Below are 15,742 nucleotides of genomic sequence, written 5' to 3' on the forward strand. Positions count from 1 at the left end.
AAATATAATCATAAATGATTGCCATTTCACTACAAATAAGCAAGAAGTAATAAGATATTATTATTCAACACCAATCATAAAGCAATCATCCTTAATTCATATTAGTATTTTACTGTATTACATGATTTATTTAAAAAAAGTAGACCTTAATACCGTTGTGGAAAGAAATAAATATCTTAAAAGTACGGCCAGTAAGGTGGAGAATCCTGATTTATATATTTCAGTTTGTCATCAAAATGATTATGTGCGTAATGAGATATCAGTTTCAACAAAAATGTTCGAAGCAATTAAAGCCGGGAACAAAGAAGAATTACTAAAATATTGGAATGCATTTCCTTGTAAAAAAATTGGAGTTTTTTGCGTAACGAGTGAGTTAAGAAATCGAAAAAATCAAGCGATTGCTGGAATTGCTATAGCTACTAGATATGCAATAGATGGAGGTCTACCTTCAGAGGAGGCTTTTTCAATTAGTGAGCTATACATACAAAACGTTGAAAAATTAAGTGATATAAACTCAATATTAATTTTAGTAAAAGAAGCTTTTGCTACTTTTACAGAACATGTAAAAACATATATCGTGAGAAATTATTCGAAAACGATTACTACTTGCCAAAATTATATTTTAAAAAACATATATCAAGAGCTATCCCTCAAACAACTTGCCCATATTACCGACAAGAATCCTATGTATTTATCTACATTATTTAAAAAAGAAGTAGGTATGTCTTTAATTGAATATATTCAACGAAAAAAGGTGGAAGAAGCAAAAAAACTTTTAACTTTAACTAACTATTCTTTATTGGATATCAGTACTTGGCTCAACTTTAATAATCAAAGTTATTTTACTAAGATTTTCAAAAAATATACCGAAGTTACTCCAAAACAATATCGAGACCAATACACTATTTACTAAAATAAATATTAAAGAAATCATTAACTTACTATCTTTTCAAATGATAGTAAGTTAATGATTTCAAACCTGTGTACTTACTAATGTTTCAAGATCAGCTTTATATAGGAAACTAAAAAATATAATATAATAAAAGCATCCGCCAAAATTGGAAAATATATCACTTGTGACGGATTATTCATTGAATTGTTTCCGTATCCTCTCTTTTCGTTGTAGAAGGACAAGAAAATGGGTACTTTTTAGACAAGACTGTGTAACTTTCATTTTATTTCTATTCAGGAAGTAACCACTTTGGTGTCGTCAATTTAAGAAGTATCCACTTTCTTGTCTTGATACATGGACAAGAAAGTGGATACTAAATAAATCGATTTTGTTGGTATATCAGTATTTTATACTATAAAGTTAGTTCCTATTTTCATGTCTTTCTACAACAAGGACAAGAATCTCTAAACTATTTAGACAAGAAAGTCTAAACTTTCACTTTGACGTATTTGTTGAAGCAAGAAACTATAAACTAATATTTATTAGTTTACTTTGGAACCTTTTATAAAAATTTGTATAAAATAGAGTGAAATTAGAGATGTATTAAGATGAAAACGGTATTTTTTCAAACAAAAAACCTAGTTTTTACTAGGTTTTTTGTTTAACTCATATATGTTCTACATAAGAAATCACAAAATAAAAAATTCATTAAAAATATTTACATTCTACTCTGTTACCAGTTAGATTTCCTGCGTTAATTTATTGGGACTACGCGAGATCAAGATACGTGTAATTAGGATTATATTCTCTGCTCTATTGTTATTATTTGGTATTAATTATCTTAAAAATATAAAGAGCAACATCAACATTAATTTTGATTAAAAAGCCCCTTAATAATTTAATTTGACCAAGATATATTTGTAACTCAATACTCATCGTATACTAGCCCAGTATTTATTATAGTTGAATAGATTTTAATTATTTATATCCCTAAGTTTAAATTTTTGCGCATTAATAAGTGGATCAGTTAACTCATGCGGATAATGTAGTTGAATTGCAGTACCATCATCAGAATTCGCACCCCTTACATCTAATACCCAATCATAATACATTTTATTTTTAATAATATAATAACCATTTCCTACATGAACAAAAATCCAGTATTGCGAATCATAACCTTTGTTAGGTAAACAATGTAGGCCTGAGAAAAGTGGAAATGGAAATAACTCATGCGTTGATAATACTAACTTCTCATCCAACATATTCTTAATTTGATAAGCTTGTTTAGTCCCATCATACTCAATTCGCCATTTTTGATTTTTGTTTTCTGCATTACCCCATAAATGAACATCAGTGTTTTGTAGGTGTTTATCTAATACACTCGTGTTATTTAGTGCAGTAATAATTTGATATACACCATTATGTACTTCACCCTCTTTAAAAAATTTAATGGATGAAATTTTTTTATCTAACACATGGTTTTTTAAATTAAGTTTCTGTCCACCTACGACATTCACATAATTTCCTTTATAATTAGCATGTTCATAAAGTCTAGCACCAGATACATTAGAACTAACAACAATTGAAGAGGTTTTATCGTTAAAGCCGTGTTTTTCTAAATCAGGAATATCTTCAAAAACTAGTTTTCTTGAACCCTTATAGTTTTCTTGGTTATATAAAACGATATTAGCAAATTTAATTGAAGACGCCTTGTTATTAAATGAATGATTCTTTAAACTTAGTTTTTCTCCACCTACAAGGTCAATAGACTTCCCTTTATAATAGTAATCTTGATAAAGACTAATGCCGGCTAAATGAGACTCAACTTTTATTGATGATGTTTTATCATTAAAGTCTTTTAAACGACTTGTATTCCCAAAAATAAGCTTTTTTGTTCCTGTATAATTATCGTTATCATATAAGGTTGTAATATCAGGGTCTTTTAAACTATCAGAAGTGAGTGTTAACTCTAGTTTAGCTAAATTCCATGTTTTTATATTTGCTGACGTTTGAAGGACCCCATTGTGAATAGTAATACGATTCATACCCCTCTTAAGTTGGAAATTTCCTAATAATATTCTCTTATAAACAAGGCCTTCGTTCAATGATATTCCTTCCCAAATATCACCGTCATTAAAGGGTTCAGTTATAAAATTTTCTGGCTGTTTTTCATTAAGAGCCATTTTAAAAGCTATTTTATCTTTTTGTTTTTTTGCACCTATAATTGCATGTAATTTGTAAGTACCCTCTATCTTTGCATCAATTTGATATGTTACATAACTATCCTTAATAAGATTATTAGAATAATTTTCGAATTGTAAAACCCCATCTCCAAACATAGGTTCATCAATCATTATTATATTGGATTGAAACTTCTCTTTGTAGAAATTCTCTGCATCTACTACTTTAGTTACAGGTTTACCATTTTGGTTTATACCAACAAAACTATTTTCAGGTATATAATCGTCTCGTTTAAAACCAACTACCATTGCATCTAGTGAGTTGAATCCACCGGTTTCATTTTTACCAAATCCTATAATAGAAGACACTTTATTTCCTACATAATGATAATCGCCAGCCTTGTGTTTTCTAGGGAGTCCAGCACCCGATATAGATTTTAGCTTTTCTCCATTATATAATTTGAATCCTAAAGAAAATGGTACTAATTCATACTTCATATTTACTTGTATTAAAGGGTTATTTATTGGATATTTAAAATCGTAAAAGGTTGCCCTTCCACCAGTCCCCCCAGTTTTTTTATTATCAATTATTTCATTGTTCCTTATATACTTACTTTGAACACTATCGATTCTATGTGCATGATAAATTAGCATTTCTTTTAAGATTCCACGATATTTAAGGTTCTGACCCTTGATAATATTATCAATTTCATGTGTAGTTTTTTCATAAGGATATACTGAACCTGCAATATCTGAATAAATTGTTCGAACTGGATTTAACGTTATATTGTTTTGATAAACTTCTTGGTAATACTTCCATTTGTAAGCAAAATCAAAGACAGTTAAAGTCATCCCTCTTTTATATTGATTGATCACATTCCATCTGACTGTATTAATATAATGATCTTGGTAACTAGTTGTTGGAAAATCATTATTTTCAAGTTTTTTTTCGGATGCTTCTTTTAGGCCTTTTTTATATGTAGCTAATAAATAACTAGAATATTTATTAATTAAATTTTTTAAATCCTTTTTGAATTTTTGGTGTACAGTTTCATCCATCCCCCATTCTTGACCATGTATTGCTGCATCCCTAACGAGAAGAATATGCATTTCAGCAGCGTGAACAAAGAATGGAAGAAACACTACATCATATTTAGGGTTCTGAAATGTCGGTATTCTCTGAATGAATTGCAAATTTGCAGTAGTAAATACATTGTTCAGATATTCCCCAGGTGTCATCTTATCTGGTATATTAAATAATTTTTTACCATTATATAAATCATAAGCATTCCTATATTCTTCTAACACATTGGCTAAACCGGCTATTTCTTGCATTAGCTGAGACATCATAGCTTCTGTTATCTTTTTGTCAACTATTTGCTCAATAGCTTTTTCTAATTGCTCCCATATCTTCTGGAAATTAATGCTTGATTTTGTAGGGAAAAATAACATAGAAACAAGTTTGGACATAACTCCACCCACAATTGGAATTGCTTCTAAGGCCGTTAATCCAATAAAACTTAACAGACCTAACACATCATCACCATCATTAATTCCTTTTTCTATAAGCTCTAAAAGAAAAGAAGTATTATCAAGGGCATTGATAAACATTCCTTTATCCCACTTGGTTCCTGATATGTTCGGCATATCTATACTTCTCAAAACGTTATAAGGTACTAAGGTATTACTCATATTCTTCACTCCTAATAAAATGATTTTTGATTAGATAAGCATGAATTAGCATATGTAGCTCGGATTATGCATTATTACATGCTTTTCGACTCAAATATTACATGAAATTCCAGTTTATTTTTGATAAGATTATTATAAAAATACAACTATCTTTACTTAAATTTAGTAATTATGTGATATTAAGTTAGTGATCTTAATCAATACGTAAATTGCATACAATAATTCAAAAATTCATTATGACTTTAAGAGGTGCATAACATGTGGATATCTGCCTATTCAGTTGATACGAAATATATTTGCCAGTTGCTATTTCAAACGTTTGAGATACCTATTCGTTTTTTAGATAAGAACAAAAATATCCTTCATGAATATATATCTAATGATATCCTTAGCCCTTTTTATTCCTCTAAAGAAGAACATCTAAATGAGCTTTATTTGGATGACGATCTTTTTAACTTTCCGATTATCCGAACAAATAATTTTCTCGAAAATTTCATTTTAATACACTTAGAAGATAAGAAGAACATTAAAGGAACTTTTATCATCGGGCCCTATATAGACTCGAAACCAGGGGGAAAAATGATAAATAGAATCATAAATGATAGTCATGTCATTACCAATAAACAAGAAGTAATGAATTATTATCATTTAATACCAATCATAGAACAATCCTCCTTAATTCATGTTAGTATTTTACTGTATTACATGATTTATTTAAAAAAAATGGACTTTAATACCATTGTGGAAAGAAATAAATATCTTAAAAGTACGGCTAGTAAGGTGGAGAATCCTGATTTATATATTTCAGTTTGTCATCAAAAGGATTATGTGCGTAATGAGGTATCAATTTCAACCAAAATTTTTGAGGCAATTAAAACTGGGAACAAAGAAGAATTACTAAAATATTGGAATGCATTTCCTTGTAAAAAAATTGGAGTTTTTTGCGTAACGAGTGAGTTAAGAAATCGAAAAAATCAAGCGATTGCTGGCATTGCTATAGCTACTAGATATGCAATAGATGGAGGTCTACCTTCAGAGGAGGCTTTTTCAATTAGTGAGCTATACATACAAAACGTTGAAAAATTAAATGATATAAACTCAATATTAATTTTAGTAAAAGAAGCTTTTGCTACTTTTACAGAACATGTAAAAACATATATCGTGAGAAATTATTCGAAAACGATTACTACTTGCCAAAATTATATTTTAAAAAACATATATCAAGAGCTATCCCTCAAACAACTTGCCTATATTACCGACAAGAATCCTATGTATTTATCTACATTATTTAAAAAAGAGGTAGGTATATCTTTAAGTGAATATATTCAACGAGAAAAGGTGGAAGAAGCAAAAAAACTTTTAACTTTAACTAACTATTCTTTATTGGATATCAGTACCTGGCTCAATTTTAATAGTCAAAGCTATTTTACTAAGATTTTCAAAAAATACACCGAGGTTACTCCAAAGAAATATAGAGATCAATACACTATATACTAAAATCCATATTGTCATTTAAAAATTGAAACCATCTTTTGAATAGATAGTAAATTAATGATTTTAAGAGGTTTAGAGGTTCTCAAATATACGCCTCCTTTATAGAGTAAAGCCTATTGAAGTGAAACATTTATTTAATGTTATATTAGAATTATTAATATAACATGTTTCAAAATAGTAGACTGAAAGCATGGTTGGATGCCGAGCTTTCTTAGATTAATAGCTATGTATCTTATCCCCTAGATAAATAATTTTTATATAATAAAAAAATATAGTTTCACCAGAAGCTGGAATTTTCGTCATGCCTTCAATTTGTTTTGGAGTATGAGCTATCTTTCTACTTCCTTCTCTTCCTCTTGCTTTTGCAGCAGCTACATCACTAATAACACGTTCATTTATTACTTCACGTTCCATTTCATCTATAGCCCCGAAAATATGGAACAAAAATCTTCCCATTGTTGTAGAAGTATCAATTCCATCTTTAATGGAGGAGAAGTTATGGAACGAGTCGATGTATACAAAAAAACATGAAAATGGGTAGTAATGCTACTTGGTTGTAAATCACTTCATGACAGATATTTAAAAACAAAGATGGAAGATATAGTTTCTTTGAAAGTCCCTATTAAAAACAATTAGACAGACTAAAAATTTTAGTCTGCCTAATTGTTTTTAAATGGCTAATTTATATGTTTATTTATTATATCTTTGAAGAAATGCCGTAACCTTCTCTTTTGCAAACTGAGTACTCAAACTACCTGGGTTTATATCGAATCCATGGTCAACGTCTGGAAGAAGGTAGAATTCATGAGCTACATTTTTCACAGTCAGTTCTTTGTCTAACATTTCACCTTGTTCTACTGGAACTATACGGTCACCTGTTCCTAATATTGTAATGGTCGGTGGTGTGTTGTCTTGAATATAATTGATCGGTGAAAGTAATTTATATCGTTCGGGAAATTGTGAAACAGTGTCTCCAATGTACTCTTCCATAACACCTTGTACATAATTAGTGCTCGGATTATCATTATAAAACATTGTCATATCTGCCGGCCCATACATGTTAATGACAGAGTTAATATGTACTTCTGGAACATTAGTTGAAGCGGGTAACTGTTCTTCCTCCATGCTATAAGCAGCCAACATAGCAAGATTTCCACCTGCTGATTCCCCCATTATATTTATTTTATTCGGATCAATCTGGTAGGTATCTGCATTCTGTAATACCCATCCTAGCGCTGATTTAACATCTCCTACTTCATCTTTCCATCCTGCTTGAGGAGGCATACGATATTGCACATCAAAAACGGTGTATCCTAAGTCATTCAACCATTGATTCCAGTGTGGAGATTCCCCCTTATCACCCGATACCCATCCTCCTCCATGCACTAGTACAACAGCAGGCTTTAATACGTTTTTTGAAGTCTCTTTGACTGGCCACACATCCATCTTTAATTCAATACCATCCGTAGTTTTTCCATACACTACATTCTCCATGGGTTTTGTTGATATAGTTTGGCTGTTGAAAAAGTGGGAACTAAGAGAAACAGTAGCGCCTTTACTGTTAGCATAGCTCAACATACTAGTAATTGGCTGTACAGTTAGAAAGATTAATAGTAGTGACAATGGTACTAAAATCACCTGTACAAGTTTGGCTTTTTTCCAAAAAGCTAGTATTAAAAGAACTATTATGAACAATGTTACAATTAATAAAGACACTGGAAATAACACTGTGGCCCAAGCGAGTGAACTCATTAATTGATCCATATCACTTGGATTCAGAATATAGTACGATATTATGCCAATGATAGGAAATGCTACTAATGTTAGGATGGTCAAAATCCACTGTATAATGCCTCTAGGTCTCCAAGATGTTGTATTTCTCATTTTTATTTAACCTCCATATTATTTAGATTTTAAGTATATAGTATGTTCATCTCATTTGCTATTTAATAAGTGTTTATATGGTATGCATATCTTTCAATCACCACAATTGCTCTTTAGAGAAAAGAAACAAGCTCGCTTAAAATTGACTTCGCATAAGCTTAGCTTAATAGAGATGTGGCGGTACCTCTCATATATCAAATTATATTTCTATATGCTACAGTAATTGTTGATGCTGTGTATAAAAAAGATCCTTAAAAGGTAATTGTAATTGAACTAGAGAAAACGGATGATGGTTGGAAAATTAGCAAATCATAATAAAAAAGTACAGGCCTTTAATTGATTAAGGACCTGTACTTTTTTTCATATTTGATATATTTTATTTCTCGTTTTCTTGCTTCTCAATAATAAATTTTGAAACTAATTCTGATAAAGCTTCTACTTTTTCTTTTATTTTGTTAGATTGATTCGATATCTCTTCAATTGAGGCTGTTTGTGATTGGATTGACTGTACAGTTTGAGTTGTTTCCTTTGCTACTTGCGTTGCAGTTTCAGAAACTATTGACAGAGAGGCATTCACTTCTTCTGTTCCAGCCGACATTTCTTCTGTTGCTGCAGATACTTCTTGAATTTGGCTGGTGATTTTATTAATATCTACCATAATAGATGAGAATGCTTGATCTGCTTTATAAGCAGCTTCTTTTCCCTCTGCAGCCTTTTGTTGGCCTTTTTGCATGACATCAACTGTATCTTGTTGAATAGATTTTATTAAATTATTGATTTCATTTGCGGATGCTTTAGACTGCTCAGCTAAATCCCTCACTTCTGCTGCCACCACTGCAAAACCTTTTCCATTTTCTCCAGCACGTGCAGCTTCAATCGCAGCGTTTAAGGCAAGAAGGTTTGTTTGTTCAGCAATATTAGTGATAGCATCTAGGGCTTTATCAATTTGCTGTGTACGTGTAACAAGCCTGTCTATTACTTTGGATGTTTCTTCAACAACATCATGAACACTATTCATTTGAAGTATAGATTGTTTTATTACTTCACTACCAGAATTGACTTGTTCTGTTGTTGTGACAGCTACTTCAGTAACCATTGCTGAAGATTCAGCTACTGTTTGAACTCCAGTCGCAATTTCTTCCATTGATGATGAACTTTCTTTAATGCTAGTAACTTGTCCTTCTATTTTTTTATCTACCTCAGAAATAGTTTGAACAACCTCACTTGATATATGAGATGCTCGTTTTGTATCTTGCAACATACCATCGGTAGAAGAAATAACCTCTTGTGTTGTGATTTTCACTTCTCCAATTAATTGTTGTAAGTTATCCAACATACTATTAAAAGACTGTACAATACTTCCCAATTCATTATTTGATTTATAAGAAGTTCGTATCGTTAAATCACCTGCAGATACTCGCTCCATATCCCTTTGTAATAATACAATTGGTTGATTAATAGCACTTTTAATGATATATCCAATAAAAATAACGATTACAATTGCTATAACGGAGATACTAACAAACAGTATCATTGTGTTTGTTGCACTGTTGATATTAGTTTTCTGTAATTGTTCTGCATTATTATTATTATTATTATGTATGATAAGTTCACGAAGTACCTGAATTTCCTTTTTCATATTAGGGTCAACCTCTTTTAGATAATAAGCATATGCTTCTTCATTGTTAGATTGTCCTAAACCTTGTACTTTCTTCATCTGTATTCTTAATTCATTAAATATTTCATGAAATGTTGTAAACAATTCTTTTTCTTTATTAGAACTAACTCTAGCCTCAAACTGCTTTAATAACTGATCAGTTTCTGTACGAGCTTTATCTATTTCTGTCATAAGCTCTTTCATTCTTTTTTCATCTTTTGATATCATAATTTCCATTACATTCATATTAACATGATAAAAATTAGACTCTACAGTTCCTATCCACTGAATTGGTAATAAACTATCTTCATACATAGTTGAAGAAGCATACTCACTTTTCTTAAGGCCACTAAATCCTAGTATAGATAATAGTATACAAGCGATACTTGATATAACTACCAATACGTTTAATGTTGTGCCAATTTTACTGTTTTTTAAAAACGACAATTAAATCCATATAATTGTTATATATTGATTAAGTAATAAATTATATAACAATGACTGACAAAATGCGACATTTAGTTATTTGTATTTATTAAAAAAGTTATATATAGTTTGCTAAAATAACATAACTATTTATTTTATGTTCGATAAATGCTTTAAATTTAATCAATTGCTGTAGTGATAATTTATTCGTTAATTGAGAATTTAACGAACACTTTAGATTTTTTAGTTCATCCTCTCTCCCCCTCTGTAGAAAGACATGAAAGTGGATACTTTTTAGACACGAAAGTAGATACTTCTTGAATATCTTTCGCTACTAATATAAATTCCAAATGAATTTTCAGTTCACATTTAATTAGGTTTTGCTGAAATGCAAAAAAAGAGAGCAAAACTCTCTTTTTCATTTAATCAATACTATTTTTTAAATTTATATAATAAAAAATAGCCAGTTAAAATAGTGTGTTGTTATATGTTTTGCTAAACACGCTCTTACAAATATTTAAACCCTGCATTAATTTCTTATTCCATTCATTTAACTAATAAATAATTTTTTATATTCGGTTATCATGCCAGAAGTTTATTGGAAAATGATTATTCTGGTTATAAGCTTCAAGTTCATAACCTTTTTCTTTTAACCCTTTTATAATTTGTGGAGCTGCTACCATCCTGCACTTGCATTCATACCAGAACCCATAAAAGTAATAAATAACGGCCATAATAACGGCCATAACGTAAGAAGTATATTTACAAGTATAAGTATACTATATACCCCAGGGAAATTATGATTTTTACAATTTACCAATACTAAAATCATTAATAATATTATGGGTATTAAATATAAAAATAGCATTATAAACCAATACCATGTCATTAAAGTAAGGCTCAATGGTCCTAATATCATGTGTACAACTCCGAATGATATTCCTAATGCTCCAAAACTAAAGGTTGTAATTATTGTTTTTAGAAGCACTTTAGCCAATTTTGAGTCGTACGATTTTCTACTATATAGACCTATCACGATATACAACGATAGATATGCCATTAATACACCTATCCAAGTCAATAGCCAGTCTGCATCTAACATAAAGATGTCAAACAGCGCCCAACACACCCCTACTATTGAAAAAACAAGGGAAATAATTATATATTTTAAAACTGGTTTCATATTCATTTCACGTCCTTTAAAAACTTAAGAATACATTATTAGCTTGTATTCTTCTTTTTCTACCGCTTTACTATAGTCTGTTGTATATTCAATAACAGTAATCTCTTTACTTCTAAGTAGATTCTTTTTCCACGTTTTCGCATCAGTTGACAGTATGAGTTATTCTCTCCTAATTTAGATGGATCACTGGAATTGGCTTTAATATGAATCTGCTACCTCAAACCGCTTCATCTCAAGTAAAACTATATCTAAATGATGAGGTTTTACTTGAGATCCAGGTGATAGCGATAAAATACATCACCATTTGCTAGTATTCTTCCATTACTTCTTTTTGAATTATACTCCCTCCTGTTCTCCATACAATATACCTACCTAGATTCAATTTATGTTTTAAATTTTTATTTTTTATCCACCTCAATCAAGCTAGCAAAACTAAATATCATTTTACTTTTTTATTATATAGACTATACTAATTTCTCTTCCCACTTATAGGTTTCGTTTAAGCTAAAAAATATAGCCTCAAGAACGGGATCCTGAGACTCTATTTTTATTTTAGAAAGGACAGCATAATTTTCTCTGTTTCTTCTTTACTTAAATCACCTGCAAGAATTATGACTTGATAAGCGCTATTCTTTCCTTTTGCAGGAACAATCATTTGCATGAATTTATAGTGTTCCTCTGTATCGAGACTTTCTTTTAAGCTTATTTTTGCACCTTCTAATTCATAATTTGTTACCTTTTCATTATACTCCGCTACTTTGTTCGACAAATTTTCTCCCTGATCAGTATCTGCAGTTTGGTACACTAAATACACATTATCTTCATTTTGATATTGAGAAACAATAGTGGGATTCATTTTTTCAGTAGTCATCGGTGTTTGAACATCTTGTCCAGTTAATTTATACCCTTTTACCACATAACTTGGGGTCTTAATTGGAAAATCAAGATATTTCTGTGCTTCCTTTTTAGTTAATCTAAAATGCGAATAAATTTTATCTCTAAATGGTCCAATTTCTTCACTGTTTTTCTCATATTTTTTTTCCTCTTCTGGGTCTAACTTTTCTTTTCTACCTAAAGTAGATGCCACTGTTTCTAAATCAATAAATCGTTCAAATTCTTCTTTCGTAAACAGATTTCGTGCCACCCCAAGTTCTGTAAGTAAAGTATTATAATCTCCCTCTGAAATAAAAAATTCTGCTTCTGCTTGTTCTTTTGTACCAATCATTTTTTCTACAATTTGCTGTATAGGAATATCGGATTGTGATTTTAATTCCTTTATATTATTTTTCACTTCTATTTGTTGTTTCTCAGGGCTAGTCGGCTTATCAGCACGGGCGTTTAATAAGGATACAGATGAAACGACAATAATTGCCACAGCCCCTATCGCAGACCAACGATATGATTTTTTTTGGAATTTTTTAATCATTAGAATTCTCCTTTTTAACGCTCTCTTGTTTTTACTGAAATTTGCCATACTTGGTACTTGATAATAACTTGAGTAGTGTTCCAATAGACTAATAATAGTATGTCCATACGCAATTTGTTCCTCTGCATCTATACATGTAAGAGCTAATGCATCGCATGCTAGTTCTTGATCTTCCCGCATACATGAGTAGGCATACCATAGAATTGGATTAAACCAATTTAAAATGAGTAAGCCATGCATAAGCCAGTTCACACCAACATCTCTTCGCTTGATATGAGCCAATTCATGATAAAAAATATATCGTAACTGTTGCTCATCTAATATTTTCATATGTACAGTTGACAATAGCAACTTGGGACGAATAAATCCAAACACTGTTGGACTGGAAACCTTTCCAGATACAAATAGAGGGATATTCCGTTGAATAGACATAGATTGCTTACACTTTTCAAAAATCTGGACAATCTTCTCGTCTGTAATAACAGGTTGTTTTTTTATGTAAAGTAATACACGCCTGTTCATTATAAAAGTAGCAACACTTAGAAGGATAACGCCAGTAAGCCAAATGCATATAAAGACTGTATAAAACGAAATCGTCTCATCAGCATGCTTTTCATTATTGTGTGTTTGTGTCTTGTTTGCCTGATTAGTTTTTGTTGAACTTGAGGTATAAGTACCTTCTTTTGTGAGAATCTTTGTATCGTCTTTACCTTTCAATTCTTGCATGCGTTCTTTTGAAAGAAAACTAGCTACAGGGTTTTGGCTAGAAATGAATGCATCATCACTCTTGTAAGTAAGAACAGAATAGATACTATAGGAACTATCTGGCGACCAAGGTAATACAAGTCTTATAATTAATATGATCCACAGCATATATTGCCAACGTGGAGTTAACTTATTTCTAAACAAGACCTTAATACATAAGATTAGGCCCACTAATATACTAGCCATAATAGTGGTCTCAATCATCCAATCAAAAAAAGCAGGTAGATAGATATTTATAAATTTTTCTATCACTATAATCTATCCTTCCTCTGATTTTCCTCAGTTTTCTCATCCAGAATACGTTTAAGTTCGTTAATATCTTCTGAAGACAGCTTTTCTTCTTTTAAGAAATTTACAAGTAAAGGTTTAAATGCTGCACCATAGAAACGTTTAAGTAAAGATTTCGTTTCTACTTGTAAATAACTATCTTGCGATACTAAAGGATAATAAGAGTACAAACGCCCTTTATCTTGATGGTAAGCTACTGCTTCTTTGTGAACTAATCGATTAATCAGCGTTCGAATCGTTTTGGGTTTCCAATCCATTTTCACCTCTAACGCTACAATCACCTCATTTGCCGTTTGTGGAGATTTTGACCATAATACTTTCATAACTTCTAACTCAGCTTCTGAAATTTTTGGTAATTCATTCATTGTTTATAATTACACCTCTTTGTATTACATTTGTAATCCACAACTGAATATTACACTTGTAATCTCGTGTTGTCAATTTTATTATAATTAAGCCTATATTAATACGTCAACATTATATTAATTTTTATTTAATAAAATTAATATATACTTATTATTTATGTAAATTTCAAGCATTTATGTAAATGTTATTCATTGACACTTGTGCATACAAGTAACTATAATCGTTACACCGAATTGAATAGATGTCTATTTAATATCAGCATCATCACAAACATATAAATATAAAAATAAAAAATCTCAATTTGGTAATACAATAGATTGGTAGAGGTGTATATTTTTATGAAGCGCAAATTAATCACAACAGGTCTTCTCGCAGGGGCTATATTATCCTATTCTTCTAGTATTTTTGCGGATACTCGAAAGTTTCCTGATGTTCCAAAGTGGGCAGAGCAATCTGTCAATTACTTAGTGGATAAACAAGTCTTAATTGGTTATCCAGATGGCACTTTTGGCTCAAACGTTACGTTAGATCGAGCTTCCGCTGCAACAATTATAACAAAAGCTTTAGGAATAGAAATTGAACCAAAAGCCAAACCTTCTTTTACAGACTCTCAAGACCACTGGGGCGCTCCGTATATTGCTGCAGCTGAAAAAGCTGGCATTATTAAAGGAGAAGGGAATGGCCTCTTCAATCCATCTGGTAAAGTAACTCGCGCTGCCATAGCAACGATGCTTGTAAATGCTTATAAACTACAAAGTACAACAAATGATAATGGCCAAAGTAAATTTGAGGATTTAAAGGGGCATTGGGGAGAAAAGTATGCCAATATTTTAATTGACTTAAAAATTTCAAATGGTACTGATAACGGCTGGCAACCAAATAGATTCATCACACGAGCTGAAGCCGCTCAACTTACTGCTAAAACCGATATACTGTCTAGAGAGTTGAATAGTGAATTAAAAGAAAAAGACTATACCAATACTAATATTCTTCTAAATCAGCATCAAAAACGTTCAGGTAAAGTAATTGAAAAAACAGAAGAAGGTTTAGTGGTTTCTGATGAAAACTCAAGTGTATACGCTATCGTTTCTTCCCCTGAGATCCTTAGAGACATTCAGATTGGGGATACCGTTACCATTTATGCTCCTATGTTTATAGGCTCAATACCAGGTGATCCAGCTACCGCTAAATATGCTATTGTTCAAAAAGAAAATGAAGAAAACGTTTTAAAAAAGCAATATAAAATGCACACTGGAAGTGTAATCAATAAAACAAAGGACACTATTGAAATTTCTAGTGAAGGTTCGACGGTTAGCGCTACCGTTTCTTCTGAAGTCTTACAAAATATAAATATTGGAGATACAGTTACTATTTATGGGGCATCTTTTATGAGTAATATGGCAACTGGTGAATTATCTGCTAAAGCTCCAATCATTGAAAAGTTGGCAAAATAAATATTAGGTTTCCAATGGGAAAATCCCTATACTAA

General features: G+C 31.0%; 9 protein-coding genes and 3 pseudogenes. 4 read left to right on the forward strand and 8 right to left on the reverse strand.

The genetic code is table 11. The features are described from left to right. Positions 1-157 precede the first annotated feature (157 nt). Positions 158-913, forward strand: a complete 756-nt coding sequence (locus tag CGQ22_RS32520; RefSeq protein ID WP_254704125.1) for an AraC family transcriptional regulator — start codon at positions 158-160, stop codon at positions 911-913. A gap of 953 nt (positions 914-1,866) precedes the next feature. Here the strand turns inward: CGQ22_RS32520 and CGQ22_RS18565 are convergent. Next, positions 1,867-4,764, reverse strand: coding sequence for an insecticidal delta-endotoxin Cry8Ea1 family protein (locus CGQ22_RS18565; protein WP_089149092.1), 2,898 nt, complete (start codon positions 4,762-4,764; stop codon positions 1,867-1,869). 258 nt (positions 4,765-5,022) lie between these two features. On the opposite strand from CGQ22_RS18565, the gene CGQ22_RS18570 reads away from it, so the two are divergent. Further along, complete coding sequence (locus CGQ22_RS18570; RefSeq protein WP_089149093.1) at positions 5,023-6,261, forward strand: AraC family transcriptional regulator; 1,239 nt, start codon at positions 5,023-5,025, stop codon at positions 6,259-6,261. Between the two features lie 213 nt (positions 6,262-6,474). Here CGQ22_RS18570 and CGQ22_RS18575 read toward each other — a convergent pair whose 3' ends face one another. Together CGQ22_RS18575 and CGQ22_RS18580 are read right to left on the reverse strand one after the other, a co-directional pair. Further along, positions 6,475-6,771: a recombinase family protein gene (locus CGQ22_RS18575; RefSeq protein ID WP_347361484.1), complete on the reverse strand. Its 297-nt coding sequence runs from the start codon at positions 6,769-6,771 to the stop codon at positions 6,475-6,477. A gap of 177 nt (positions 6,772-6,948) precedes the next feature. Next, a complete protein-coding gene (locus CGQ22_RS18580; RefSeq protein ID WP_089149095.1) occupies positions 6,949-8,142 on the reverse strand; it encodes an alpha/beta hydrolase fold domain-containing protein in 1,194 nt (397 codons plus the stop codon). Positions 8,143-8,355: 213 nt separating this feature from the next. Here CGQ22_RS18580 and CGQ22_RS18585 point away from each other — a divergent pair. Next, positions 8,356-8,457: pseudogene (locus CGQ22_RS18585) on the forward strand (DUF4878 domain-containing protein); the annotation flags it as partial. 61 nt (positions 8,458-8,518) lie between these two features. Here CGQ22_RS18585 and CGQ22_RS18590 read toward each other — a convergent pair. The 5 genes and pseudogenes from CGQ22_RS18590 to CGQ22_RS18605 form a co-directional block, all read right to left on the reverse strand. Continuing rightward, positions 8,519-10,246, reverse strand: a complete 1,728-nt coding sequence (locus CGQ22_RS18590) for a methyl-accepting chemotaxis protein (protein WP_089149096.1) — start codon at positions 10,244-10,246, stop codon at positions 8,519-8,521. A gap of 548 nt (positions 10,247-10,794) precedes the next feature. Beyond that, positions 10,795-10,902 (reverse strand): annotated as a pseudogene (locus CGQ22_RS31505) (polysaccharide deacetylase); the annotation flags it as partial. Next, positions 10,902-11,408, reverse strand: a complete 507-nt coding sequence (locus CGQ22_RS18595) for a DUF3902 family protein (protein WP_139032847.1) — start codon at positions 11,406-11,408, stop codon at positions 10,902-10,904. The gene CGQ22_RS18595 and the pseudogene CGQ22_RS31505, both read right to left, overlap by 1 nt. A 547-nt stretch (positions 11,409-11,955) precedes the next feature. Next, complete coding sequence (locus CGQ22_RS18600; protein WP_089149098.1) at positions 11,956-13,851, reverse strand: M56 family metallopeptidase; 1,896 nt, start codon at positions 13,849-13,851, stop codon at positions 11,956-11,958. Further along, positions 13,851-14,252, reverse strand: coding sequence for a BlaI/MecI/CopY family transcriptional regulator (locus CGQ22_RS18605; RefSeq protein WP_089149099.1), 402 nt, complete (start codon positions 14,250-14,252; stop codon positions 13,851-13,853). Before CGQ22_RS18605 ends, CGQ22_RS18600 begins: the two co-directional genes overlap by 1 nt. A gap of 339 nt (positions 14,253-14,591) precedes the next feature. Between CGQ22_RS18605 and CGQ22_RS18610 the strand changes: the two are divergent. Then, positions 14,592-15,701, forward strand: a pseudogene (locus tag CGQ22_RS18610) (S-layer homology domain-containing protein); the annotation flags it as partial. Positions 15,702-15,742: the final 41 nt, after the last annotated feature.

The sequence above is a fragment of the Bacillus sp. M13(2017) genome (assembly GCF_002218325.1).
GTDB lineage: Bacteria > Bacillota > Bacilli > Bacillales > Bacillaceae_G > Bacillus_A > Bacillus_A thuringiensis_K.